This is a genomic window from Paraburkholderia ultramafica, from assembly GCF_902859915.1.
GTDB lineage: Bacteria > Pseudomonadota > Gammaproteobacteria > Burkholderiales > Burkholderiaceae > Paraburkholderia > Paraburkholderia ultramafica.
Window position 1 is genome coordinate 208,034 of record NZ_CADIKK010000006.1, and the last position, 24,651, is coordinate 232,684.

General features: G+C 64.1%; 23 protein-coding genes. 14 read left to right on the forward strand and 9 right to left on the reverse strand.

The window, feature by feature from the left end; genetic code table 11:
- Positions 1 to 163: 163 nt before the first annotated feature.
- Positions 164 to 1,711 carry a sensor histidine kinase gene (locus HV744_RS08880; RefSeq protein ID WP_175149151.1) on the reverse strand — a complete coding sequence of 516 codons (1,548 nt, stop codon included), beginning with the start codon at positions 1,709 to 1,711 and terminating at the stop codon, positions 164 to 166.
- A gap of 9 nt (positions 1,712 to 1,720) precedes the next feature.
- A complete protein-coding gene (locus tag HV744_RS08885) occupies positions 1,721 to 2,491 on the reverse strand; it encodes a response regulator transcription factor (RefSeq protein WP_175149152.1) in 771 nt (256 codons plus the stop codon).
- A gap of 230 nt (positions 2,492 to 2,721) precedes the next feature.
- Here HV744_RS08885 and recA point away from each other — a divergent pair, with 230 nt between their 5' ends.
- The 8 genes from recA (at position 2,722) to HV744_RS08925 (ending at position 11,231) form a co-directional block, all read left to right on the forward strand.
- Positions 2,722 to 3,798, forward strand: a complete 1,077-nt coding sequence (gene recA, locus HV744_RS08890) for a recombinase RecA (RefSeq protein WP_175149153.1) — start codon at positions 2,722 to 2,724, stop codon at positions 3,796 to 3,798.
- A gap of 7 nt (positions 3,799 to 3,805) precedes the next feature.
- On the forward strand, positions 3,806 to 4,501 hold the full coding sequence (recX, locus tag HV744_RS08895; protein WP_175149154.1) for a recombination regulator RecX: 696 nt from the start codon (positions 3,806 to 3,808) through the stop codon (positions 4,499 to 4,501).
- 201 nt (positions 4,502 to 4,702) lie between these two features.
- On the forward strand, positions 4,703 to 5,443 hold the full coding sequence (locus HV744_RS08900) for a DUF2889 domain-containing protein (RefSeq protein ID WP_175149155.1): 741 nt from the start codon (positions 4,703 to 4,705) through the stop codon (positions 5,441 to 5,443).
- The gene (gene sucC, locus HV744_RS08905) at positions 5,440 to 6,609 is read left to right on the forward strand and encodes an ADP-forming succinate--CoA ligase subunit beta (RefSeq protein ID WP_175149156.1); all 1,170 of its coding nucleotides are present in this window, start codon (positions 5,440 to 5,442) and stop codon (positions 6,607 to 6,609) included. The genes HV744_RS08900 and sucC overlap by 4 nt, the downstream gene beginning before the upstream one ends.
- 137 nt (positions 6,610 to 6,746) lie before the next feature.
- Complete coding sequence (gene sucD / locus HV744_RS08910) at positions 6,747 to 7,628, forward strand: succinate--CoA ligase subunit alpha (RefSeq protein ID WP_008920420.1); 882 nt, start codon at positions 6,747 to 6,749, stop codon at positions 7,626 to 7,628.
- Positions 7,629 to 7,774: 146 nt separating this feature from the next.
- Entirely contained in the window at positions 7,775 to 8,479 is a 705-nt protein-coding gene (locus HV744_RS08915; RefSeq protein ID WP_175149157.1) for a TerC family protein, read from the forward strand.
- Positions 8,480 to 8,662: 183 nt separating this feature from the next.
- Entirely contained in the window at positions 8,663 to 9,286 is a 624-nt protein-coding gene (locus HV744_RS08920) for a pilin (protein WP_175149158.1), read from the forward strand.
- A gap of 160 nt (positions 9,287 to 9,446) precedes the next feature.
- Positions 9,447 to 11,231 carry a PglL family O-oligosaccharyltransferase gene (locus HV744_RS08925; RefSeq protein WP_175149159.1) on the forward strand — a complete coding sequence of 595 codons (1,785 nt, stop codon included), beginning with the start codon at positions 9,447 to 9,449 and terminating at the stop codon, positions 11,229 to 11,231.
- A 66-nt stretch (positions 11,232 to 11,297) separates the two neighbouring features.
- On the opposite strand, the gene moaC is transcribed toward HV744_RS08925, so the two are convergent.
- Positions 11,298 to 11,774: a cyclic pyranopterin monophosphate synthase MoaC gene (gene moaC / locus HV744_RS08930; protein WP_175149160.1), complete on the reverse strand. Its 477-nt coding sequence runs from the start codon at positions 11,772 to 11,774 to the stop codon at positions 11,298 to 11,300.
- 145 nt (positions 11,775 to 11,919) lie between these two features.
- Between moaC and HV744_RS08935 the strand changes: the two genes are divergently transcribed.
- The gene (locus tag HV744_RS08935) at positions 11,920 to 13,629 is read left to right on the forward strand and encodes a M48 family metalloprotease (RefSeq protein WP_175149161.1); all 1,710 of its coding nucleotides are present in this window, start codon (positions 11,920 to 11,922) and stop codon (positions 13,627 to 13,629) included.
- Between the two features lie 54 nt (positions 13,630 to 13,683).
- On the opposite strand, the gene HV744_RS08940 is transcribed toward HV744_RS08935, so the two are convergent.
- The 6 genes from HV744_RS08940 to HV744_RS08965 all read right to left on the reverse strand — a co-directional run bounded on the left by HV744_RS08940 (position 13,684) and on the right by HV744_RS08965 (position 18,634).
- The gene (locus tag HV744_RS08940; protein WP_175149162.1) at positions 13,684 to 14,256 is read right to left on the reverse strand and encodes a DUF2946 family protein; all 573 of its coding nucleotides are present in this window, start codon (positions 14,254 to 14,256) and stop codon (positions 13,684 to 13,686) included.
- Positions 14,249 to 15,340, reverse strand: a complete 1,092-nt coding sequence (locus tag HV744_RS08945) for a YheT family hydrolase (protein ID WP_175149163.1) — start codon at positions 15,338 to 15,340, stop codon at positions 14,249 to 14,251. Before HV744_RS08945 ends, HV744_RS08940 begins: the two co-directional genes overlap by 8 nt.
- Positions 15,341 to 15,397: 57 nt before the next feature.
- The gene (locus HV744_RS08950; RefSeq protein ID WP_175149164.1) at positions 15,398 to 15,844 is read right to left on the reverse strand and encodes a nuclear transport factor 2 family protein; all 447 of its coding nucleotides are present in this window, start codon (positions 15,842 to 15,844) and stop codon (positions 15,398 to 15,400) included.
- Between the two features lie 182 nt (positions 15,845 to 16,026).
- The gene (gene waaF / locus HV744_RS08955) at positions 16,027 to 17,052 is read right to left on the reverse strand and encodes a lipopolysaccharide heptosyltransferase II (protein WP_175149165.1); all 1,026 of its coding nucleotides are present in this window, start codon (positions 17,050 to 17,052) and stop codon (positions 16,027 to 16,029) included.
- A 376-nt stretch (positions 17,053 to 17,428) separates the two neighbouring features.
- Entirely contained in the window at positions 17,429 to 17,623 is a 195-nt protein-coding gene (locus HV744_RS08960; protein WP_175149166.1) for a zinc-finger domain-containing protein, read from the reverse strand.
- A gap of 87 nt (positions 17,624 to 17,710) precedes the next feature.
- Positions 17,711 to 18,634: a branched-chain amino acid transaminase gene (locus tag HV744_RS08965; RefSeq protein ID WP_175149167.1), complete on the reverse strand. Its 924-nt coding sequence runs from the start codon at positions 18,632 to 18,634 to the stop codon at positions 17,711 to 17,713.
- A 223-nt stretch (positions 18,635 to 18,857) separates the two neighbouring features.
- Between HV744_RS08965 and HV744_RS08970 the strand changes: the two genes are divergently transcribed.
- From HV744_RS08970 to fba, 5 genes are all read left to right on the forward strand, one after another.
- Positions 18,858 to 19,604, forward strand: a complete 747-nt coding sequence (locus tag HV744_RS08970) for an AzlC family ABC transporter permease (RefSeq protein ID WP_175149168.1) — start codon at positions 18,858 to 18,860, stop codon at positions 19,602 to 19,604.
- Positions 19,601 to 19,924, forward strand: coding sequence for an AzlD domain-containing protein (locus HV744_RS08975; protein WP_175149169.1), 324 nt, complete (start codon positions 19,601 to 19,603; stop codon positions 19,922 to 19,924). The genes HV744_RS08970 and HV744_RS08975 overlap by 4 nt, the downstream gene beginning before the upstream one ends.
- 272 nt (positions 19,925 to 20,196) lie before the next feature.
- Positions 20,197 to 21,390, forward strand: a complete 1,194-nt coding sequence (locus HV744_RS08980) for a phosphoglycerate kinase (RefSeq protein WP_175149170.1) — start codon at positions 20,197 to 20,199, stop codon at positions 21,388 to 21,390.
- 422 nt (positions 21,391 to 21,812) lie between these two features.
- Positions 21,813 to 23,255 carry a pyruvate kinase gene (gene pyk, locus HV744_RS08985; RefSeq protein WP_175149171.1) on the forward strand — a complete coding sequence of 481 codons (1,443 nt, stop codon included), beginning with the start codon at positions 21,813 to 21,815 and terminating at the stop codon, positions 23,253 to 23,255.
- Between the two features lie 218 nt (positions 23,256 to 23,473).
- On the forward strand, positions 23,474 to 24,538 hold the full coding sequence (fba, locus tag HV744_RS08990) for a class II fructose-bisphosphate aldolase (RefSeq protein ID WP_175149172.1): 1,065 nt from the start codon (positions 23,474 to 23,476) through the stop codon (positions 24,536 to 24,538).
- Positions 24,539 to 24,651 lie beyond the last annotated feature (113 nt).

The window sequence follows — 24,651 nt, forward strand, 5'->3', positions numbered from 1 at the left end:
AAGCCGATTATTGGAGTGGAAACTTACGGCGTACTGACGTGGCCTGGTGAAATGGAGTAGTGCGGCGTGCGGGCGAAATTTTCTTAATGTCTGTTAAAATATCTCTAACGTCTTATAACGTCGGCAAAACTAGTTTCAAAATTGAATCACCGTGTCTTGTCGCTCAAGCCGCGTTAGGGTAAGTCCCGCCCCGCTCATGCACGTGCAAACTGACACGCACCAGCGTCCCGGCAAGCCGCGGTGAGTTTTGATAGACGTTATCGTCGATAGTCAGCTTGCCACCGTGCATGGTCGCAATCTCGCGGACGATCGCCAGCCCCAGGCCGCTGCCGTCGCCTTCGCGGCCGAGAATCCGGTAGAAGCGCTCGAGCACCCGTGAACGCTCGGCGACCGGAATGCCCAGGCCGGTGTCCTCGACTTCCAGGTGCACGAGCCGCGCCGCCGCGTCATGCCTCACCCTGACGGTGATGCGCCCGCCCGGCGGCGTGTAGCGGATCGCGTTGTCGATCAGGTTCGACAGCATTTCGCGCAACATCACCGGATTGCCGTCGACTTCGACGGGCCCGTCGGGCGCTTCGTAGCCCAGGTCCATCTGCTTGGCGAGCGCGGCTTGCACCCAGTCGCGCACCGCGTTGCGCGCGACCTCGCTCACTTCGACCGGCGTGAATATCTGCCCCGACATGCGGTTTTCCGCGCGAGCCAGCGCCAGCAACTGCGTGACGAGCCGCGCGGCGTGCTCCGAACTGGTGGCGATCTGTTCGAGCGAGCGGTGCACTTCCGCGGACACGTCCTGGCGCAGCGCCAGTTCGGCCTGGGTGCGCAAGCCGGCGAGCGGCGTCTTCATCTGATGCGCGGCGTCGGCGATAAAGCGCTTTTGCAGCTCCATGTTCTGTTCGAGGCGCGTCAGCAGATCGTTGAACGAGGTCACCAGTGGCTCTATTTCCGGCGGCGCGCGACGCGCTTCGAGCGGTGACAGATCGTCCGGGCGCCGCGCGCGGATGTGCGCTTGCAGCGCGTGCAGCGGCGCGAGACCGCGCGACAGGCCGAACCACACCAGCAGGATCGCGAGCGGCAGGATCACGAACTGCGGCAGGATCACGCCTTTGATGATGTCGTTGGCAAGCTGGCTGCGCTTGTCGAGCGTTTCGGCGACCTGCACCAGCACGGGCTGTGCGCCGGGCGTCTGCGGAAACTCGACGGTCGTGTACGCGACGCGGATATCGTTGCCGCGCAGCACGTCGTCGCGGAATTCGACGATGCCCGGCTGCGGCCGGTCCACTTCATGCGGCAGCGGCATGTCGCGCTCGCCGCCCACCAGCTCGCCGCGCGTGCCGAGCACCTGGTAGAACACGCTATCGACATTGTCGGCGCGCAGAAAGTCGCGGGTGGAGTCGGGCAGCGACAGCTCCGCCACACCGTTGGCCGGATGGATCTGGCGGGCGAGCACGTAGGCGTCGGTTTCGAGCGCGCGGTCGAACGGGCCGTTCGCGATCGACTTGGCAACCAGATAGGTGACCGCGAGGCTCATCGGCCAAAGCAGCAGCAGCGGCGCCAGCATCCAGTCGAGAATCTCGCCGAACAGCGAGCGTGGCCGTGCTAAGGCGGCGGCTTCGGTCTCGTCGGGCGGGGCGAACGGATTGGCGTAGCGCTCGTCGCGCACCTCGTCGAGGTCCGCCGCGTGCGCCGTGGCGCGATCTGCGCGTGCGGACATGGGCGTCCTCTATTTGTAGTGGTGACTCGCCGGCATCGCGCCGGACGGCGGCGAGGCGGGCGGCTCGGGTTCGCCGGGGGCGGGCGCGGCGGCCGCATTCGCGCTCGCCGGCGACGCCGCCTTTTCGAGGCAGTAGCCAAGGCCGCGCACGGTGATGATACGCACGCCGCTCGGCTCGATCTTCTTGCGCAGGCGGTGCACGTAGACCTCGATCGCGTTGTTGCTGACTTCCTCGCCCCACTCGCACAGGTGGTCGACCAGTTGCTCCTTCGAGACCAGCCGGCCGATCCGTTGCAGCAGCACTTCGAGCAAGCCGAGTTCGCGCGCCGACAGGTCGATCACCTGCTCGTTCACATAGGCGATCCGGCCGACCTGGTCGAACGACAGCGAGCCATGTCGCACGACCGTCGGGCCGCCGCCGGCGCCGCGCCGGGTCAACGCGCGCACGCGCGCTTCGAGTTCGTTCAGTGCGAAGGGCTTCGCCATGTAATCGTCGGCGCCGAGGTCGAGACCTTTGACGCGTTCGTCGACGCTGTCCGCGGCGGTCAGGATCAGCACCGGCAGGTTCGAATTGCGCGCGCGCAGGCGCCGCAGCACCTCGAGTCCGGACATGCGCGGCAGGCCCAGATCGAGAATCAGCAGGTCGAAAGTCTGTATTGACAACGCGGTATCGGCTTCCACACCGCTCTTCACATGATCGACCGCATAGGCTGATTGGCGGAGTGATCGAACCAGACCGTCCGCGAGTATGCTGTCGTCTTCGGCAATCAGAATTCGCATGATGCGCCAGCCTGGCTTTGCCGGCACCGTGGGTGTCCCCGGCGCACAGCGGTCTCCGAAAATATTGTGGGTGGTTTGGGCAGCGCGACGGTAAAAATGCGCGTTCGCATGAGAATCGCGCTTGCCAAAACCACTGTTTTTTTATACAGTGTCTGAGTTTCGTGTGCTGTCCTTCAAAAGTGGGCTGCACACCTGCCTCAGACGCCGTTCATCATAGCAAAGGACGATTCATGGAAGAAAGCAAGAAAGGCTCGGCTGGACTGACTGCTGAAAAGAGCAAGGCGCTTGCTGCCGCGCTCGCGCAGATCGAAAAGCAGTTCGGCAAAGGGTCGGTCATGCGGCTCGGCGCAGGTGAGGTAGTCGAAGACATCCAGGTGGTCTCAACCGGATCGCTCGGCCTCGACATCGCGCTGGGCGTCGGCGGTTTGCCGCGTGGCCGTGTGGTCGAAATTTATGGCCCGGAATCGTCCGGTAAAACCACGCTGACGCTGCAGGTCATCGCCGAAATGCAGAAGATCGGCGGCACGGCGGCGTTTATCGACGCGGAACACGCGCTGGACATCCAGTACGCGGGCAAGCTCGGCGTGAACGTGAACGACCTGCTGGTTTCGCAGCCGGACACCGGCGAACAGGCGCTCGAAATCGCCGATGCCCTGGTGCGTTCGGGCTCGATCGACATGATCGTGATCGACTCGGTCGCGGCACTCGTGCCGAAGGCTGAAATCGAAGGCGAAATGGGCGACTCGCTGCCGGGTCTGCAAGCGCGTCTGATGTCGCAGGCGCTGCGCAAGCTCACCGGCACGATCAAGCGCACGAACTGCCTCGTGATCTTCATCAACCAGATCCGCATGAAGATCGGCGTGATGTTCGGCAACCCGGAAACCACCACGGGCGGTAACGCGCTGAAGTTCTATGCGTCGGTGCGTCTGGACATTCGCCGGATCGGTTCGATCAAGAAGAACGACGAAGTGATCGGCAACGAAACGCGCGTGAAGGTCGTCAAGAACAAGGTGTCGCCACCGTTCCGGGAAGCGATTTTCGACATTCTGTACGGCGAGGGTATTTCGCGTCAGGGCGAAATCATCGACTTGGGCGTGCAGGCAAAGATCGTCGACAAGGCCGGTGCATGGTACAGCTACAACGGCGAACGGATCGGTCAGGGCAAGGACAACGCGCGTGAATTCCTGCGCGAAAATCCGGACATCGCTCGCGAGATCGAAAACCGTATCCGCGAATCGCTGGGCGTCAATGCAATGGCAGAAGCAGTGACCGGCGCAGGCGCTGAAGTCGCGGACGAAGAAGAGTAACCATCAAGTGATACGCAAGGGCCGACCGTTGTCCGATGCCGGACGCCATTCGGACGGCCCGCGCGATGAAAACGACGATTCGTTCGATCCGTTCGAATCGTTCGACGCACACGATCGCGCCGCGGGCCGCAGCCCGCAGCGCGCTCAGTCTGAATCCTCCCCGCCCACCGCCTCGGATCCCTCCGAGACCACCTATACCCGCTCGCGTCGCACGCCTGGCGAAGCGAAACCGGGGCAAGACGAAGCCAAAAAATCTCAACGTCCGGCACGTTCGCTAAAAGGACGCGCGCTCGGCTATCTGTCACGCCGTGAATACAGTCGCGCCGAACTCGCGCGCAAACTGAAGCCATTCGTCGAGGAAACCGATTCGCTCGACACGGTGCTCGATGCGCTGGAGGCCGAAAACTGGCTATCCGACTCGCGTTTCGCGGAAAGCTTGATCCACCGGCGCTCGTCGCGGCTCGGCACGAGTCGGATCCTGGGCGAACTGAAGCAGCACGCGGTCGACCAGACGCTCGTCGAAGAGGCCAGTGCGCAATTGCGTGAAACCGAACTCGCGCGCGCTCAAGCCGTATGGCGCAAGAAATTCGGCCAGCTTCCCGAAACGCCGGCCGAGCGGGCGAAGCAAACGCGCTTTCTGGCGTCGCGCGGTTTCTCGGGCGCGACGATCGGCAAAATCCTCAAAGGCATCGACGAGGAATAGAGCGGCGCTTAGCCGCGTTGACTTTCGGCATCGTCTTTTGGGCTTGCCTTTCGGATTTGCCTTTCGGCCTCGCACCCCGTCCCTTCAAGACAGTTCCCCGGCGCTCAGCCGCCCGCCAGGCGGCTGAGCGCATTCCAACCTGTCCCAAATACCCAGTATGCTAAAATTCGCGGGTTTTCCAATCCGGCCTTTCCTTCCCGCATGCCGCTCTCCCCGCCAGTGTCCCGTCAGTTGCGCCACCGTCGCGCAATCAGAGCGGAAGCCTATGAGCGAGCCGATGGCCTGTGGGATGTGGAAGCGTGCTTGACCGACGAAAAGCCACGCGATGTGGCGCTTGCGTCGGGCGTCCGGCCCAATGGTCAGCCGATCCATGAACTCTGGCTTCGCATCACCATCGATCGCAAGCTCAATGTCGTCGACGCCGAGGCGTCGTCCGACTGGGTGCCCTATCCTGGTTTGTGCCAAGTCAGCAATCCCGCCTACCGTGCCCTCATCGGGCTCAATCTGCTCCACAACTTCCGTCGCGATGCTGCCCGTTTGCTGGGCGGCACGGCCGGTTGCACGCATCTCACCGAGCTGTGCGCAATCCTGCCGACCGCCGCGATTCAGGCATTCGCCGGCGACGTGTGGAACACCGGCGACAGCACACCAGGCGCGAAGGCCAGTTCTGGAGACGAATCGTCTAACAGCACAGGCGAGCATTCCAACGACAAACCGCCATTCCAGCTGGGACGCTGCCACGCACTGCGTTTCGACGGCGAGGCGGTGCAACAGTTTTATCCGCGCTGGTATGGCCACGCACCGCATTCAGCGGAGCGCGCGGCAGCGTCAGGCGGCGGGGCGGTTCGCCAGCCAGGCAAGGGCGGCATCGCGTCCGGCATGAACGACGGCAGCGGAAACGAAGTTCAATCCAACTCTCAGACTGAAGGGAATCACGCATGAAGATTCACGAGTACCAGGGTAAGGAAATCCTGCGGAAATTCGGCGTCGCGGTACCGCGCGGCAAGCCGGTCTTCTCGGTGGATGATGCGGTCAAGGCCGCGCAAGAGCTCGGCGGCCCGGTTTGGGTCGTGAAGGCTCAGATCCACGCGGGTGGCCGTGGCAAGGGCGGCGGCGTGAAAGTCGCCAAGTCGCTGGAACAGGTTCGCGAATACTCGAACCAGATCCTCGGCATGCAGCTCGTCACGCACCAGACCGGTCCGGAAGGCCAGAAGGTGAACCGTCTGCTGATCGAAGAAGGCGCTGACATCAAGAAGGAACTGTATGTCGGCCTCGTGATCGATCGCGTTTCGCAGAAGATCGTCGTGATGGCATCGAGCGAAGGCGGCATGGACGTCGAAGAAGTTGCGGAAAAGACGCCTGAGCTGATCCACAAGGTTGCTGTCGACCCGTCGACCGGCCTGAAGGACGCTGAAGCTGACGACCTCGCGAAGAAAATCGGCGTGCCCGACGCATCGATCCCGCAAGCGCGCGCGATCCTGCAAGGCCTGTACAAGGCATTCTGGGAAACCGACGCATCGCTGGCCGAAATCAACCCGCTGATCCTGACCGGCGACGGCAAGGTCATCGCGCTGGACGCCAAGTTCAACTTCGATTCGAACGCGCTGTTCCGTCACCCGGAAATCGTCGCGTACCGCGATCTGGACGAAGAAGATCCGGCTGAAGTCGAAGCGTCGAAGTTCGACCTCGCGTACATCTCGCTCGACGGCAACATCGGCTGCCTCGTGAACGGCGCTGGCCTCGCAATGGCGACGATGGACACCATCAAGCTGTTCGGCGGCGAACCGGCGAACTTCCTGGACGTGGGCGGTGGCGCCACGACCGAGAAGGTCACGGAAGCGTTCAAGATCATGCTGAAGAACCCGAACCTGACCGCGATTCTGGTCAACATTTTCGGCGGCATCATGCGCTGCGACGTGATCGCGGAAGGCGTGATCGCGGCGTCGAAGGCTGTGTCGCTGAAGGTGCCGCTCGTGGTCCGCATGAAGGGCACGAACGAAGACCTGGGCAAGAAGATGCTCGCTGAATCCGGTCTGCCGATCATCGCGGCGGACAGCATGGAAGAAGCGGCTCAGAAGGTCGTCGCGGCCGCTTCGGGCAAGGCGTAAGCCTCGTCCCGCCGCGTTTACCAGGCGCTTTTCCAGGATTAACCAGGATTACGAATGGCGGCGCGTGAGCGGCGCGGGCGGAGAACATCCCGCCGCGCCACTCAACCGCGCGACGCCAAACGAACAGAGGTCAATACATGTCGATTCTGATTAACAAAGACACCAAGGTCATCACGCAGGGCATCACCGGCAAGACCGGTCAGTTCCATACGCGTGCTTGCCGTGAATATGCAAACGGCCGCGAAGCGTACGTTGCAGGCGTGAACCCGAAGCGGGCCGGCGAAGATTTCGAAGGCATTCCTATCTACGCTAGCGTCGCCGAAGCCAAGGCCGAAACGGGCGCGACCGTGTCGGTGATTTACGTGCCGCCGGCAGGCGCTGCTGCCGCAATCTGGGAAGCCGTCGAAGCCGACCTGGATCTGGCGATCTGTATCACGGAAGGCATTCCTGTCCGTGACATGATCGAGATCAAGGACCGTATGCGTCGCGAAAACCGCAAGACGCTGCTGCTCGGACCGAACTGCCCGGGCACGATCACGCCGGACGAACTGAAGATCGGCATCATGCCGGGTCACATCCACCGCAAGGGCCGCATCGGCGTCGTGTCGCGTTCGGGCACGCTGACGTATGAAGCAGTCGGCCAGTTGACGGCGATCGGCCTCGGCCAATCGTCGGCAGTCGGCATCGGCGGCGACCCGATCAACGGTCTGAAGCACATCGACGTGATGAAGATGTTCAACGACGATCCGGATACGGACGCCGTCATCATGATCGGCGAGATCGGCGGTCCGGACGAAGCGAACGCTGCTGAGTGGATCAAGGGCAACATGAAGAAGCCGGTGGTTGGCTTCATCGCGGGCGTGACGGCGCCTCCGGGCAAGCGCATGGGCCATGCTGGCGCGCTGATCTCGGGCGGTGCGGACACGGCTGAAGCGAAGCTGGAAATCATGGACGCGTGCGGTATCAAGGTCACGAAGAACCCGTCGGAAATGGCGCGTCTTCTGAAGGCGATGCTGTAAATCGAAATTCGCGTGCTGCAGCGGCGCGATTTTTGTTAAGCTTACGAAGTCCTTTCGTGAGCGAGCGGTCCTAAAAGGCGGGGGAGTTTTAGACTCCTCCGCTTTTTTATTGTCCGCGCGTCAGATTTTTTCTTATTCTTCCACTCATGCTCGAGTTCTTCACGACCCTCCATTGGGGCGCGGTCTTCCAGATCATCGTCATCGACATCCTGCTGGGTGGCGATAACGCTGTCGTGATCGCGCTGGCCTGCCGCAATCTGCCGCCCCCGCAGCGCATCCGGGGCGTGCTGTGGGGCACGGCGGGCGCGATCGCGCTGCGCGTGGCGCTGATCGCGTTCGCGGTGGTGCTGCTCGATGTGCCGCTGCTGAAATTCACGGGCGGTCTGTTGCTGCTGTGGATCGGCGTGCGCCTGATGGCGCCGGCGCACGACGTGCATGAGAACATCAAGCCGGCCGACAAGCTGATGGCGGCGGTCAAGACCATCATCGTCGCGGATGCGGTGATGAGCCTCGACAACGTCATCGCGATTGCGGGCGCGGCCGAAGCCGCCGATCAGGAGCATCGTCTCGCGCTGGTGATTTTCGGGCTGGTGGTGAGTATTCCGCTGATCATCTGGGGCAGCCAGCTGGTCCTCAAGCTGCTCGACCGCTTTCCGATCGTCATCGTGCTCGGCGCCGCGCTGCTGGGCTGGATCGCGGGCGGCCTGATCGTCAACGACCCGGCTGGCGACCGTTGGCCGATCCTCGATACGCCTGCCGCCGAATACGGGATGAGCGTCGGGGGGGCGTTGTTCGTCGTGATCCTCGGGTATCTGTTGAAGCGTCGCAATGCCAATCGCGCGGCGGCGTGAGGCTCATGGTTGTACGGCGGCCGACGCGATGCGAGCGTGCGAACCTGAAGCGGAATTCGCCGCCGCCGCATTAGCGCAACGTTAGCCATTCGGCTGACTGTGAGCCGCGAGCGTCGCTGGCTACGATAGAAACGCCTGTTCCCGATCCGGGGCCCAGGCGTTTTTCGTTTCAGGAGCCTGCCAATGATCTTTACCTTGCCGTATTCCCCTTATTCCCAGTCCACGCTGGCCGCGCGCTCCCTGTTCGGGCGAGCGGGCTGGTCCGCGCGGCTGGCGCGCGCCTGCCGCCGCTTCGGCGTCGGCTTCACGCTAATCGAACTGATGATCGTGCTGGCGATTGTCGGCGTGATCGCTGCCTATGCGATTCCCGCGTACCAGGACTATCTGGCTCGCAGCCGGGTAGGCGAGGGGCTGTCGCTCGCATCCTCCGCGCGGCTCGCGGTGGCCGAAAACGCCGCGAGCGGCAATGCGTTCAGCGGCGGTTATGCGTCGCCGCCCGCGACCCGCAACGTCGAGTCCATCCGGGTCGACGACGATACCGGCCAGATCACGATCGCGTTCACGACACGCGTCGCGCCGAGCGGTTCGAACACGCTGACGCTGGTGCCGTCGGTCCCCGACAATGCGGATGCGCCGACCGCGCGTGTCGCGTTGAGCAAGGGCTCGGTGCAGGCCGGCGCGCTGACGTGGGAATGTTTCGCCGGCGGCAAAACGGCGTCTTCGTTGCCGGCGCCGGGCGCGGGGCCCGCACCCACCGATGCGCCCACCCTCGCGTCGAATCTGGCGCCGCCGGAATGCCGCTCGTGAATCAGCGCGTGAATCGGTACGTGACCGGGTGCCAGAGTCGCCGTGTGAACACAATCTGCACGTAAAAGCCTGATTTTCGGCATATTTCAGCCGGGCCGGCGCACAGCGCAAGGAATTTTTTGTATAGTGCGCCGGTTGCTGACGCCCTCCCGGTTACTCGATGCCCTCCCCATTTGCGCGCTACCTGTCTCTCATTCTGTTGGCTCTCGCGTTGGTGCTGCCTTACGCAGTCCCCAATCATACGTACCCGATTCCGACCTTTTACGCTGAATTCACCTCGCTCGGGCTGTATCTGTTCACCGGCGTGGCTGTCGTGCTGCTGGTGGCGACTGCCAGGCCGCGCATTGCGTTCGCGTCGCCGACGGTCGCACTGGTGCCGTTGCTGTTCGGACTGGTGCTGGTCGCGCAAGCGGTGGTGTTGCCGGTCTTGCAGCCGTCGATGAACTGGCTCGGCGGCAGCTTCCTGCTTGCTGCATTGATGGCCGTGCATGTCGGCTACGGCTTCACGCGTGCCAGGCTCGACGAGACCGCGTTGCGGTGGGCGGCTGGCGCGTTGATCGTCGGCGGCCTGTTCGCGGTGTTCTGTCAGGTGATCCAGCTATTTCACCTCGAGACGCGCGTGTCGCCGTTCGTGGTCGCATATAACGTGACCGTCGAGCGCCGGCCGTTCGGCAATATGGCGCAGGCGAACCACCTCGCCACCTACATCGCGTTCGCGATGGCGGGCGCGCTGTTGCTCGTGCAGACACGGCGGCTGGCCGTCGGCATCTGGCTGCTCGTATCGACGATCTTCGCGGTGGGACTGGCGCTGACCGTGTCGCGCGGTCCGTGGCTGCAGATGGGGGTGATCGTCGTCGCGGGTTTCTGGATGGCGTTCGCGCAGATTCGCAGTGAACCGCTGCTACGCCGCAGCAATCGTGAGTGGATCATTCCGATTGCGCTGGCGGTGCTGTTCTTCGTGGTCAATGCGCTGATCCGCTGGGCCAACGTGCACTATCACCTGGAGCTGGCGCAGTCGGCGGCCGATCGTTTCAAGGACGCCGGCCAGATCGCGCCGCGCCTCGCGCTGTGGAAGTACGGCTGGACGATGTTCAGGACGCATCCGCTGCTGGGCGTCGGTTGGGGCGAATTTCCGAGCTACCAGTACGAGCTTGTGAAGACGCTAGGCGGTGTCGAGATCGCCAATAATTCGCACGATATCTTCATCGACCTGCTCGCGAAGACAGGTTTGATCGGCCTTGCGATCGTGCTGTTCGGGCTGGTCACCTGGCTCGTGCGGGTGGTGCGCGCACCGCAAAGCGCGGCGCGCATATTCGGCATCGCGCTGATCGGCGTGCTGACGATGCACGCGCTGGTCGAATATCCGCAGCAGTACATGTTCTTCCTGCTGCCGGCGATGTTCGTGTTCGGCCTGCTGGAGACACGGCCGTTGCGTCTCGTGCCTGGACGTCTGTCGTTCGGCGCGTTTGCGGTGGTGGTGTTCGGCGGGCTGGCGGCGCTGTATCCGGCGTATCGCGACTACGCGCGCGCCGAGGTGCTGTACTACGGCGAGCGGCCTGCGGAGCAATACACCGCGGCCCCGTCGTTCCTGTTCCAGGCCTGGGGCGAGTACGGTCTCGCGACGCTGCAGCCGATGAATGCGATGAACCTGCAACACAAACTCGCGATGCACAAGCAGGCAATCGCGCTGCTGCCGGGCGAAACCGTGTTGCGCCGCTATGCGGTGCTGCAGGCGCTGAGCGGGGATACGGCGGCAGCGCTCGACACGGTCGCACGCCTGAAGATTTTTTCTGAGGAACTGAAGGACTGGCCGGCGCAGTTGAGCTATGTGTACCAATTGACCGACGAGCAGAAGTCGCTGGCTGGCTTCAAGGCGGAACTGGTCAAGCGCTACGGCACGCCGTCGTCCGACGTCAATCAGGACGACGACAGCGACGAGGATTGACGTCGTCGCGCTCGTTTCAAAGCTTCAAAGCGTTAAAGGGGAGTGAGGCGATGACGCAGGCCGTCATCAACCCGCTACCCAATCCCCCGATTTCCCGCCATGCTTCTCCAGCACCTTCACTTCAGTGATCGTCATGCCCCGATCCACGGCCTTGCACATGTCGTACACCGTCAGTAGTCCCACCTGCACGGCGGTCAGCGCTTCCATCTCCACACCCGTGCGTCCTAGCGTTTCGACCTGAACCGTGCAGTGCACGCCAGGCAGCGTCTCATCGAGTTCGAAGTCCACCTTGACACGCGTCAGCGCGAGCGGATGACAGAGCGGAATCAGATCGGCCGTGCGTTTCGAGCCTTGAATCGCCGCAATGCGCGCGATGCCGATCACGTCGCCCTTCTTGGCGTTGCCGTCGCGGATCAGCGCGAACGTCTCCGGCAGCATGCGGATCGAGCCGCGCGCAACGGCGATGCGCTTGGTCTCCTGCTTGCCGCCGACATCCACCATATGCGCCTGGCCGGCGGCGTCGAAATGAGTGAGTTCAGGCATGTTTGGGCTCCTTCAGAGGGCGCCTATCATAGCAGTGCGGCGCGAGCACCCGAATCGCCGCGGCGACTGATTACAATTGCCCTGTGCCCGCTATCTTAGTCCGAGCGGCGGGCGTCGCTTTCGACTTCGTCATAACGACCTCGCGATGCGTCCGAAACGGCTTCTTGCTGCGTTGTTGTCTGTCGCGCTCGCGGCGCCGCCGGGCGCGTTCGCGCAATCGCACGCCGGCTCGAACCTCGCGCTCAACGCGCAGGCGGCTGAGTCGCCGCTGGTCAGCGGCCCGGCCGAAACCTACGCCGACCCGCTCGTGCCGCCCGACATCGCGCAAGGCGTGTTCGGCGTGTACGGTGGCGCGCAGAGCCGCCTCTCCGGCAACACCGGTGTGAACAGCAGTTGGCGCGCACCGATCGTCACGCAGCAATTACCTGACCTCGGCAACGGCGGCTCCGGTTCGCTGACGCCGCAGGCCGAACGCAAGCTCGGCGAGCGCGTGATGCGCGAAGTGCGCCGCGACCCCGACTATCTCGACGACTGGCTGGTGCGCGATTACCTGAACTCGGTGGCCGCCAAACTCGCCGCGGCGGCGAGCGCGCTGTACATCGGCGGCTATCGTCCGGACTTCGATCTGTTCGCGGTGCGCGACGCGCAGATCAACGCGTTCTCGCTACCTGGCGGTTTCATCGGCGTGAATACCGGTTTGATCACGGCGACGCAGACTGAGTCCGAACTGGCGTCGGTGCTCGGTCATGAAATGGGCCACGTATTGCAGCGTCACATCTCGCGCATGATGACGGCCGGCGAGCACAGCACCTATGCCGCGCTTGCCGGCATGTTGTTCGGCGTGCTGGCAGGCGTGCTCGCGCATAGCGGCGACCTGGGCAGCGCAATTGCGATCGGCGGCCAGGCTTATGCGGTCGACAACCAGTTGCGCTTCTCGCGTTCCGCCGAGCACGAGGCGGATCGCGTCGGCTTTCTTCTGCTGGCCGGCGCGGGGTATGACCCGTACGCGATGGCCACCTTCTTTGGCCGGCTCGATCGTGCGGCGATGAACGACATGGGCATCCCGGCGTACGCGCGCACGCACCCGCTGACCGGCGAACGGATCGCCGACATGGAGGACCGTGCGCGCCGCGCGCCGTACCGACAGCCGCATCAGGCGTCCGAATACGGCTTTGTGCGCGCGCGGGCGCGGTTGCTGCAGGACCGCTCTCGCAGCGAGTACGCGGATGAGATTTCGCGCTTGCGCTCCGAAATCGACGATCGTACCGCGCTCAACGTCGCGGCGAACTGGTATGGGATCGCGTATGGGCAGATGCTGCTCGAGCGTTATGACGACGCGGCAGCGTCGCTCGCGACTTCCCGCGCGGCGTTTGCGGCGGGCGAGCGCACGGAGGGCGGACCCGCGCGCAGCTCGCCGAGTCTCGACGTGCTGGCCGCCGATATCGCGCGGCGCGCCGGGCGCAACGACGAAGCCGCGCGTCTCGCTGAGTTTGCGCAGAAGCGCTGGCCGCAGTCGAACGCCGCGATCGACATCCATATCCGCACCTTGCTGACCTTGCGGCGATTCACCGATGCGCAGGCGCTCGCGCAGAAAGAGACCCGTGCCCAGCCGGATCAGCCGGCGTGGTGGCTGTATCTGGCGCAGGCAAGCGCGGGCAGCGGCGATGCGTTGACGCAGCATCGGGCGATGGCGGAAAAGTTCGCGCTGGAGGGGGCGTGGCCGTCGGCGATCCGGCAATTGAAGGACGCGCGCGATCTGAAGACGATTGGCTACTACGACCTCGCAACCATCGATGCGCGGTTGCACGAAATGGAGAGCCGCTATAAGGAGGAGCGGCTCGACGAGAAGGGTTAGGGCTGGACCTGGTTATCTGGGTGCAACGAGGCTGGATGCCATGCACCCAAAACCCTACGCATTCGCCGCCGGACTCGACACGAACCCGAAGCGCGCGGCAACATCGCCGCGCCGCAGTGCTTCCAGAGGCAACACAACCTGGTTGTTCCAGTGGAACTCGCCGTTCATCGAATCGTCGGCGAGCGTTGCATGAGTGGAGAAGACCTCCAGATCGTGATCGTGCAAAACCGCGGCTCTTGCAGGCGCCGAGCTATCGGCGAACAGAATCCCGCCTTCTTCATCGATAAAGACAGCAGTGGGCTCGAACGTGCCACCGGCCTGGTCCTGCAACACGAGCACCCCATTCGCATCCGCCGACAGCCGTACCACCCAAGGCGTATAGCCCAGTTCGACATACACCCGCTGCGGACCGTTCTGGAAATACCACTGCCCGCTTTCATCGGCGTCGTAGTTCCGGTTGATGAACCCGAGCAGCGCCTCATGCCGGATCGGCTCGCCCGGCGATCCGCTCGCCTGAGCGGCGTCATCGCGCATGCGCCAGGTGCCGCGCCGGTCCAGCATCAGCCACCCGGTGCAACTCGGAACGTTCGGCCACTTGACCAAAGCCTGCCTGACGATGTCATCCATGATCGACGTGTCGCTCCATGTAGCCGAGCACGCGCCGCGACAGCCAGTCGATGCGGCCCGGAAACGGCCCGGTCATAAAGCCGGCGTGGCCGCCGTGCCTCGGCTGGTCGAGCTCCACCGCCGCCGAGACCTCGTGCCGCGACGGCAACGCCTTGGCCGGCAGGAACGGGTCGTTGCGCGCATTCAGCACCAGCGTCGGCACCTGAATGTGCGGCAGCAGCGGACGCGTGGTTGCCGTGCTCCAGTAATCGTCGGTATCGCGAAACCCGTGCAGCGGCGCGGTCACCGCATTGTCGAACTCGTACATCGTGCGGCTCGCCAGCATTGCATCGCGGTCGAACAGGCCCGGAAACTGGACCAGCTTCTGCTCGGCCTTCTGCTTGAGCGTCTTCAGGAAACTGCGCGTGTAGACGAGGCCGAAGCCCTGCGATAACGCGCGGCCGCCGGCATGCACGTCGATCGGCGTCGAAATCGCGGCGGCCGCCGAGATCACCGACGCGGCTTCCTCGCGCCGCTCGCCCAGCCAGCGCAGCAGCACATTGCCGCCGAGCGACACGCCCGCCGCGACGACCGGCCCGCGATGCGCGGCGCGCAAGCGGCGCAGCACCCAATCGACTTCGTTGCTGTCGGCGAGGTGATAGAAACGCGGCATCCGGTTCAACGAGCCACTGCAACTGCGAAAGTGCGGCACGACACCATGCCAGCCGTAGTCGCGCGCGGCCGCCATCAATGAAGCCGCGTAGTGCGATGCCGAACTGCCTTCGAGGCCATGAAACAGCACGAACAGCGGGGCATCGGCGGCGGGAGTCCGGGACACGAGGCCTGGCGTGAGCGGCGCGGCGGACTCGCCGTCATGCAGCACCCAGTCGAGATCGATGAAGTCGCCATCAGGCGTATCCCAGCGCTCGCGGCGAAACGAAACCGCCGGGCGGCGCGCGAACAGCGACGGGACGATGGTCTGCACATGCCGATTCGGCAGCCAGAGCGGCGCGCGGTAAAGCAGCTCGACCGTGTCCTCGACAGCCGCCGCGACCGTGGTGTGGGCCATGCCGGAGGAAACGGATTTATCGTGCGTCGAACTCATGCCGGCGTTGGAGCAAATAAGTAAAGCGCGAATCTGAATCTGAAACTGAGCCGCGCGTCAGTGCAGCGAGCCCTGGCCATGCCGCATCTTGGTTGCGAACTGGCTGGCGGCCTCGTTCGGCATCGGGCTTGCGTGAATGTGCGCGATGCGCCACTCGCCGCGTTCATGGACCATCACGTAAGTGGTGAAAACCATCGTGGGCGTAGCGTTCGGATCGGCGGGACGGTGCGCTTCGGCAATCGCGTAGACGACGGTGCCGAGGCTGTCGTAGACGCGGATGTCGAGCGGCTCGATCGAAACGGGCGCGGCTTCGAGCTGGATCTGCAAGCCGGCGCGAATGCTGTCGAGGCCGTGCAGGTGGGAGCCGTCGGCGCAGATGCAACTGACGAACTCTTCATCGATCCACAGGCCCATCAAGCTGTCGATATTGACCTCGGCGACGGCCTGATAGTAGGCGTTCAGGGTATCGGCGGCGGCTTCGAAGATATGGGCAAAACGTGGCATGGCTCGTCAGTCTCTTGTGCGCGGCGCGCGGTTGCGGGACAGCGGTCAGCGGGACAGTCCGGAGCACCGGACCGGTCGCCCCCGGAGCGCCAGATTGCCCGCGCTGCAAGGCGCGAACATGACGCGACGCACTCGGAGGCGTGCGGTGTTGCGTGCAAGTATCAAGTCGACGATCAGCCAGCTCAGCGTTGCGTCAGCAACATGCCACGCAAATCGCTGAATACCTGCTCGGCGCTCAACTGCTTCAGGCAGTTCAGATGCCCGAGCGGACACTCGCGCTCAAAACAGGGGCTGCATTCGAGATGGAGCCATTGTACCTTCGCAAGCTCCGACAAGGGCGGCGTGTGGCGCGGATCGGTCGAACCGTACACCGCCACCAGTGGCCGGCGCAGCGCGGCGGCCACGTGCATCAGGCCGGAGTCGTTGGTGACGACCGCGCTGGCCCGCGAGATCAGCGCGCAAGCCTCGCCCAGCGCGGTCTGGCCGCACAGGTTGCGCACGTTCGGCGCCTTCTCGGCGATCGCCTGGGCGAGCGGCGCGTCTTTCGGCGAACCGAGCGCGACGATCTGCGTGTACGGGAACGACTGGCCGACCATCTGCGCGAGCGACGCGAAGTGTTCGGGCGGCCAGCGCTTGGCGGGGCCGTACTCGGCGCCCGGGCAGAACACCAGCAGCGGCACGCGCGTGTCCAGATTGAAGCGCGCCGACACGCGCGACGCTTCGTTCAGGTCCGCGTCGAGGCGCGGCATCGGCAAGTCGTCGGGGACTTTGGCGCCGGGCGCGTAGGCGAGGGCGGCGTACTGGCCGACCATCGGCGGGCGCTCGTCCTTGCGCGGATTCGCGTGACGCACGTTCAGCAGGCCGTAGCGGCTTTCGCCGGTATAGCCGATGCGCAGCGCAATACCCGCCATCCACGGAATCAGCGCGGACTTGAGCGAGTTCGGCAGCACGTAGGCCGCGTCGTAGCCGACGTCGCGCAAATCGCTCGCCAGTTGCCAGCGGCGCAGCATTTGCAGCTTGCCGTGCGCGAGGTCGGTAGCGTAGACGTCGCGGATTTCCGGCATGCGCTCGAGCACGGGTGCGACCCACGAGGGCGCGACCGCGTCGATGACGATGCGCGGATGCAGTTTCACGAGGCGCGCAAATAGCGGCTGCGCCATCAATGCGTCACCGATCCAGTTCGGTGCGATAACCAACGCGCGACGCATCAGAGTGAGTGTCCGGTGTCGAAACGAAGCGCCGCGCGCGCAATGCGCGTGGCGTTCGGATTGGTAAAAGGGGAAAAGCCGCCAACCGTGTGGCGCGCTTCCGGTTTCGCCGGATGCGCCGCAGTGGCGGCCCTGCTGCGGCGTGCCTGCCTTTGAGCTTGCGTGTGCGTTGGCGTGGTCTGCGCCTGCTGTGCAACCGGACCCGGCCCGCCTGACGACGAAGCGGGCGGCGGAATCTCAAGCCAATCAGTCAGCGGACCACGCAACGAAACCGACGACGAGACGCACGTCGAAGCAGACGACGCGACACCCGTCAACCCGCGCACAACGCCCCGCAAGGCAGCGCCGCAAGCAACCAACGCTCAGTGCGCCGTGATCAATGACCCTTGACCACTTCGCCTTCGCGCAGCTTGTAACGCGTGCTGCAGTACGGGCAACGCGCTTCGCCGTGCGTGACATCGATAAAGACGCGCGGATGCGCGCTCCAGCGCGGCATGGCCGGGTTCGGGCAGTAGGCCGGCAGGTCTTTAGCCGACAGTTCGACCAGCGGCATTTCCTTGATTTCGCTCATGGGACTTTCTCGTTGTATGCAGGGTGCGGGCGTTGCGCCGGTAAAGGCCTGGCAGGGCAAACGCCCGGCCGGCCGGTGCAGCGCGCATTAGATCCTGGTCAGCCAGTGCGCGTACTTCTCGCTCTTGCCGTTCACGATGTCGAAGAAGCCCGCTTGCAGCTTCTCGGTGATCGGACCGCGTGCGCCCGAACCGATCGTGCGGTTGTCGAGTTCGCGGATCGGCGTGACTTCGGCGGCGGTGCCGGTGAAGAACGCTTCGTCGCAGGTGTAGACCTCGTCACGCGTGATGCGCTTTTCGATCACCTGGATGCCCGCGTCGCGCGCCAGCGTGATGACCGTGTCGCGCGTGATGCCGTCGAGACACGACGACAGGTCCGGCGTGTACAGCTTGCCGTTGTTCACGAGGAAGAAGTTCTCGCCCGAGCCTTCCGACACATAGCCGTCGACGTCGAGCAGCAGCGCTTCGTCGTAGCCGTCGGTGGTCGCTTCCTGGTTGGCGAGGATCGAGTTCACGTACCAGCCCGACGCCTTCGCGCGGACCATCGACACGTTCACGTGATGGCGCGTGAACGACGACGTCTTCACGCGGATGCCCTTGGCGATGCCGTCTTCACCGAGGTAAGCGCCCCACGGCCACGCGGCGATCGCCACGTGAATGGTGTTGCCCTTGGCCGACACGCCGAGCTTTTCCGAGCCGACCCAGATGATCGGGCGCAGGTAGCAGGACTCGAGCTTGTTCTCACGAACCACTTCGCGTTGCGCGGCGGCAAGCGTTTCGTGATCGAACGGCACGTCCATCTGGAAAATCTTGGCCGAATTCAGCAGACGCCTGGTGTGCTCCTGCAGACGGAAAATCGCGGTGCCGCCGTCAGCCGTCTTGTAGGCGCGTACGCCTTCGAAAACGCCCATGCCGTAATGCAGCGTGTGGGTGAGCACGTGGATTTTGGCATCGCGCCAGTCGATGAGCTTGCCATCCATCCAGATCTTGCCGTCGCGGTCGGCCATTGACATACGATTCTCCAGCAGGTGCGTTGTGAGGTGGGGCTACGAGCATCGGACATAGCCAAGAGCGGTATTTTAGCGTCTTTTGCACACGGAACGGGCATTGGGCCGCATCCCGGACGCTATAATCCGGCACACGCATAATTCAAATCCGGATACGCCAGCGGGTGCCTGACGACCTGGCGTCGACTTCCCTTCGTTGCGGCGCCGTGGCGCCTGCCCGTTTCGCCTCATGCTCGCTCGACTGTCAGATATCGATCGCCGTGACTTCCGTGAGGGCGCGCGCGACTATTCGCCCACGCTGATGGCGATTTTCTCGTGGGGGCTCGTCACCGGTATCGCGATGAGCAAATCCGTGCTCACGTTGCCGCAGGCGCTCACCATGTCGCTGCTGTGCTACGCCGGTTCGTCGCAACTGGCGGTGCTGCCGCTGCTCGCCGCCAAGCTGCCGATCTGGACCGTGCTGCTCACCGCGGCAATGGTCAATACGCGTTTCGTGATTTTCAGCGCCGGACTGGCGCCGCATTTCTCCTATCTGCCGATGTGGCGGCGCATCGTGCTCGGCTATTTCAACGGCGATGTGATCTATCTGCTGTTCGAGAAGAAGAGTTTCCCGACCGGCTACATGCCGGGCAAGGAGGCGTACTACTGGGGCATGGCGCTCTCGAGCTGGCTGTCCTGGCAGGTGTCGTCGATTGCCGGCATCCTGCTCGCGAGCCTGATTCCCGACAACTGGGGGCTCGCGCTGGCGGGCACGCTGGCCCTGGTGCCCATCATGGTGGCGGCGATCGCGACGCGCTCCACACTGGTGGCGGTCAGCATCGCCGGGGTCGTGTCACTGCTTGCCTTCGACCTGCCGTATCGGCTCGCGCTGCCGTTCGCGGTGATCGCGGCGATCGTCGCCGGCAGCGCCGCCGACCTGATGGTCGAGCGAGCCGACTTGCGCCGCATCCGCAACAGCGCCGGAGATTCCCGATGACGTCCACACAAATCTGGCTGGCCATTTTCGGCATGACCTTCGTCACCGCGCTGACCCGCGCGATGTTTCTGATCGGCGGCGAGCGCACGGTCTTGCCGGCGCGCGTGCAGCGGATGCTGCGCTACGCGCCGGCCGCGGCGCTGGCCGCCGTGGTGCTGCCCGACGTGCTGTCGACGCCCGAAGGGCTGTCGTTTGCGCCGTCCAATCACGAGTTTTACGCGACGCTGTCCGGTCTGGGATGGTTTTTGTGGCGGCGCACCATGCTCGGCACGATTGTCACCGGAATGGTCGTGTTCACGTTGTTACGCGTCTTCATATGATTGAATGGGCGAGAAATGCTGCATTGCGGCATGCGCGGCCCTATCTCCAAATACGGGACATTCGCCCAGTCGCGGGTCAGAAGGCAGTGTGGATCAGTTAAACTGCCGGTTTCCGGGTTGAGCGCGCCGCTGCAAGGCGCGAGAGCCGCGGCCCTGCCGTCGGCGCCCGATCCCGTGGAGCCGCTGCCGTGCCGAAGCGCTGGAATTTGCCGCGCTGCAAGCCCGGCGCGTCGTCCGCCACCGCCTTCTCATCAACTCGCACATACACGCCTATGAACAAGGTATTGCGTCTCTCCGATCTGATCGCCGAAGGCAAACTATCCGGCAAACGCGTGTTCATCCGCGCCGATCTGAACGTGCCGCAGGACGATCAAGGCAACATCACCGAAGACACCCGTATCCGCGCCTCCGTGCCGGCGATCAAGGCGGCGCTCGACGCGGGCGCCGCCGTGATGGTCACGTCGCACCTGGGCCGCCCCACCGAGGGCGACTTCAAGCCGGAAGACTCGCTCGCGCCGGTCGCGCAGCGTCTGGCCGAACTGCTCGGCCGCGACGTGCCGCTGGTCGCGAACTGGGTCGAAAACGGCGTGAACGTCGCGCCGGGGTCGGTCGTGCTGCTGGAAAACTGCCGCGTCAACAAGGGCGAAAAGAAAGATTCCGACGAGCTCGCGCAGAAAATGGCGAAGCTCTGCGATGTCTACGTGAACGACGCGTTCGGCACCGCGCACCGCGCCGAAGCGACCACGCACGGCATCGCCAGATATGCGCCGGTCGCCTGCGCCGGTCCGCTGCTGGCCGCTGAGCTCGAAGCGCTCGGCAAGGCGCTGGGCGCGCCGAAGCGCCCGCTGGTGGCGATCGTCGCCGGCTCGAAGGTGTCGACCAAGCTGACCATTCTGAAGTCGCTGGCCGACAAGGTCGATCAGCTGATCGTCGGCGGCGGCATCGCGAATACGTTCATGCTGGCCGCGGGCCTGAAGATCGGCAAGTCGCTCGCCGAAGCCGATCTGATCAACGAAGCCAAGGCCATCATCGACGCGGCCAAAGCCCGCGGCGCCTCGGTGCCGATCCCGACCGACGTGGTCACGGCCAAGGAGTTTTCGCCGACCGCCAAGGCCGAAATCAAGGCTGTCGCCGATGTGCAGGACGACGACATGATCCTCGACATCGGACCGGAAACCGCCAAGGTGCTCGCCGCGCAACTGGAAAAGGCCGGCACGATCGTGTGGAACGGGCCGGTCGGCGTGTTCGAATTCGACCAGTTCGGCAACGGCACGAAGACGCTGGCGGACGCGATCGCCAAGTCGTCGGCGTTCTCGATCGCAGGCGGCGGCGACACGCTCGCGGCGATCGCCAAGTACGGCATCCACGACAAGGTCAGCTATATCTCGACGGGCGGCGGCGCCTTCCTCGAGTTCCTCGAAGGCAAGAAGTTGCCGGCGGTCGAAGTTCTGGAATCGCGGGCTTAAACGTGGCGACGCGCTCCCCAACGGCAAAGTCTGCAAAAGCGCGCGGCGGCCAGCGAGCCAACAAGCCGCGCAACCTCGCAGCAGAGACGGCAGGGGAGCGCGCGGCGCGCTCCGCCGCCACCCCGGCAGTGTCTGCCGAAACAGAAGAATCCAGATCGCCCCTCGCGCTCGCGGAGTTGACCACTGCCGACGACGCAGCGGATTTGTCCAGCGGACAAGCCGCCCCGTCGCCGGCAGAACTCCCCGACGAAGAGACCGTCCCCCCGCCGGCACCCCCCGTGCCGGTGTCGAACACCGCTTCACCCTACAAAGCGACGCTGGTTTCAACCGGCGCGCAGCCCCTGGCAGCATCTTCCGGTGCGCAGCCTCCGCATCCGACTCGCAGCGCTCATTCCAGCGATCCTATCCAGACGAGGAGACTCATGCATCGCGCCACCAAGATTGTCGCTACCATCGGACCGGCTTCCAACACGCCGGAAATCCTGTTGCAAATGATTCAGGCAGGGTTGGATGTGGTGCGGCTCAATTTTTCGCACGGCACCGCCGACGACCACCGCCAGCGCGCCGAATTCGTGCGCGAAGCGGCCCGCCAGGCCGGCCGCGAAGTCGCCATCATGGCGGACCTGCAAGGCCCGAAGATCCGGGTCGGCAAATTTGAAAACGGCAAGGTCTTGCTGGTTGCCGGCGAGCCGTTCATCCTCGACGCCGACTGCGAACTCGGCAACGAGCAACGCGCCGGTCTCGACTACAAGGACCTGCCGCGCGACCTGAAGCCGGGCGACGTGCTGTTGCTCAACGACGGCCTGATCGTGCTGAACGTGTCGCGCGTGATCGGCAACGAGATCCACACGGTCGTGAAGATCGGCGGCGAGCTGTCGAACAACAAGGGCATCAACCGCCAGGGCGGTGGCCTGTCGGCGCCCGCGCTCACCGCGAAAGACATGGAAGACATTCGCACGGCGATGTCGCTCGGTGTCGACTACGTCGCGGTTTCGTTCCCGAAGAACGCCACCGACATGGAGATGGCCCGCCAGCTCGCGAACATCGCCGGTGCGCCGTTCGGCATCAAGCCGAAGATGATCGCCAAGATCGAGCGCGCGGAAGCGATTCCGGCGCTGCAAGGCATTCTCGACGCCTCGGACGGCATCATGGTCGCGCGCGGCGATCTGGCGGTGGAAGTGGGGAATGCCGCAGTCCCCGCGCTGCAAAAGCGGATGATTCGTATGGCGCGCGAATCGAACAAGTTCGTGATCACCGCGACCCAGATGATGGAGTCGATGATCTACGCGCCGGTGCCGACCCGGGCCGAAGTCTCGGACGTCGCCAACGCGGTGCTCGACGGTACCGATGCGGTGATGCTGTCGGCGGAATCGGCGGCGGGCAAGTACCCGGTGCAAACCATCGAGACGATGGCGGCGATCTGTCTGGAAGCCGAGAAGTCGGAACAGTCGGAACTGGACAAGGATTTCCTCGACCGCACGTTCACCCGCATCGACCAGTCGATCGCGATGGGCGCGCTCTTCACGGCCTATCACCTGGGCGCGAAGGCGATCGTGGCGTTGACCGAATCCGGCTCGACCGCGCTGTGGATGTCGCGCCACTGGACCCATGTGCCAATTTTCGCGCTCACGCCGCGCGTCGGCAGTGAACGGGCGATGGCGCTGTACCGCAACGTGACCTCGCTGCATCTGGACACCAACACCAACACCGACCGCGACACCGCGTTGCAGCAGGCGTTGGAGACCGTGGTGAGCAAGGGCTACGCGTCGCGTGGTGACATGGTGGTGCTGACTGTCGGCGAGCCGATGGGTCAGGCCGGCGGCACCAATACGTTGAAAATCGTGCGGGTCGGAGAACCGTACTGATCAGGTAGCAACTGCTCGATCGGCACGGGCTGGATCGAGCGAAGCAGGCTGACATGCCCCGCGAGAGGCGGCGCACCGTCTTCAATCGCGTCCGGAGCGTACAGGAACGCCCGGCGCCTTAGGGACCGTGTGAACGGGTATGCAGCTTGCTCCGCGATAAAATCGCCCAACAAGATGCCGACGGCACAAGGATTCGTTTCAATCTAAGGAGTTACAGCATGCCTCTCGTATCAATGCGTCAACTGCTGGACCATGCCGCCGAAAACGGCTATGGCCTTCCGGCATTCAACGTGAACAATCTGGAGCAAGTGCAGGCGATCATGGCGGCGGCCGACAAGGTCAACGCCCCGGTTATCATGCAGGCTTCCGCCGGCGCGCGTAAGTACGCGGGCGAAGCGTTCCTGCGTCACCTGATCGAAGCGGCGGTCGAGTCGTATCCGCATATTCCGGTCGTGATGCACCAGGACCACGGGCAGTCGCCGGCGGTCTGCATGGCGGCGATCCGCAGCGGTTTCACCAGCGTGATGATGGACGGCTCGCTTGAAGCCGACGGCAAGACCGTCGCGTCGTACGAGTACAACGTCGACGTGTCGCGCAAGGTCGTGGAAGCGGCGCACTCGATCGGCATCACGGTGGAAGCGGAACTGGGCGTGCTCGGTTCGCTGGAAACCATGAAGGGCGACAAGGAAGACGGCCACGGCGCGGAAGGCACGATGACTCGCGAGCAGCTGCTGACGGATCCGGAGCAGGCGGCCGACTTCGTCAAGGCGACGCAGTGCGACGCACTGGCGATCGCGATCGGCACGTCGCACGGCGCATACAAGTTCAGCAAGAAGCCCACGGGCGACATTCTGTCGATCCAGCGCATCAAGGAAATCCACCAGCGCATTCCGAACACTCACCTGGTGATGCACGGCTCGTCGTCGGTGCCGCAGGAACTGCTCGCGGAAATCCGCGAATTCGGCGGCGACATGAAGGAAACCTACGGCGTGCCGGTCGAGGAAATCCAGCAAGGCATCAAGAACGGCGTGCGCAAGGTCAACATCGACACCGACCTGCGTCTGGCGATCACCGGCGCGATCCGCCGCTACATGGCGACCAGTCCGGGCAAGTTCGACCCGCGCGATTACCTGAAGCCGGCGCGCGAAGCGGCGATGAAGATCTGTATCGACCGTTACATGCAGTTCGGCTGCGAAGGCCAGGCCGGCAAGATCAAGCCGCTTTCGCTTGATAAAATCGCGGAGAAGTACAAGTCGGGCGAGCTCGCGCAAGTCGTCCGCTAAGCTATAGCTCGGTTCTGCACCTGGCCGTTTGGCCAGGTTGTCGTTAGATCGCCGTTCCCGCATCATCCGGGGAACGGCGTTTCCCTTTTGTTCCGGTCACACTTTTTGCCTCA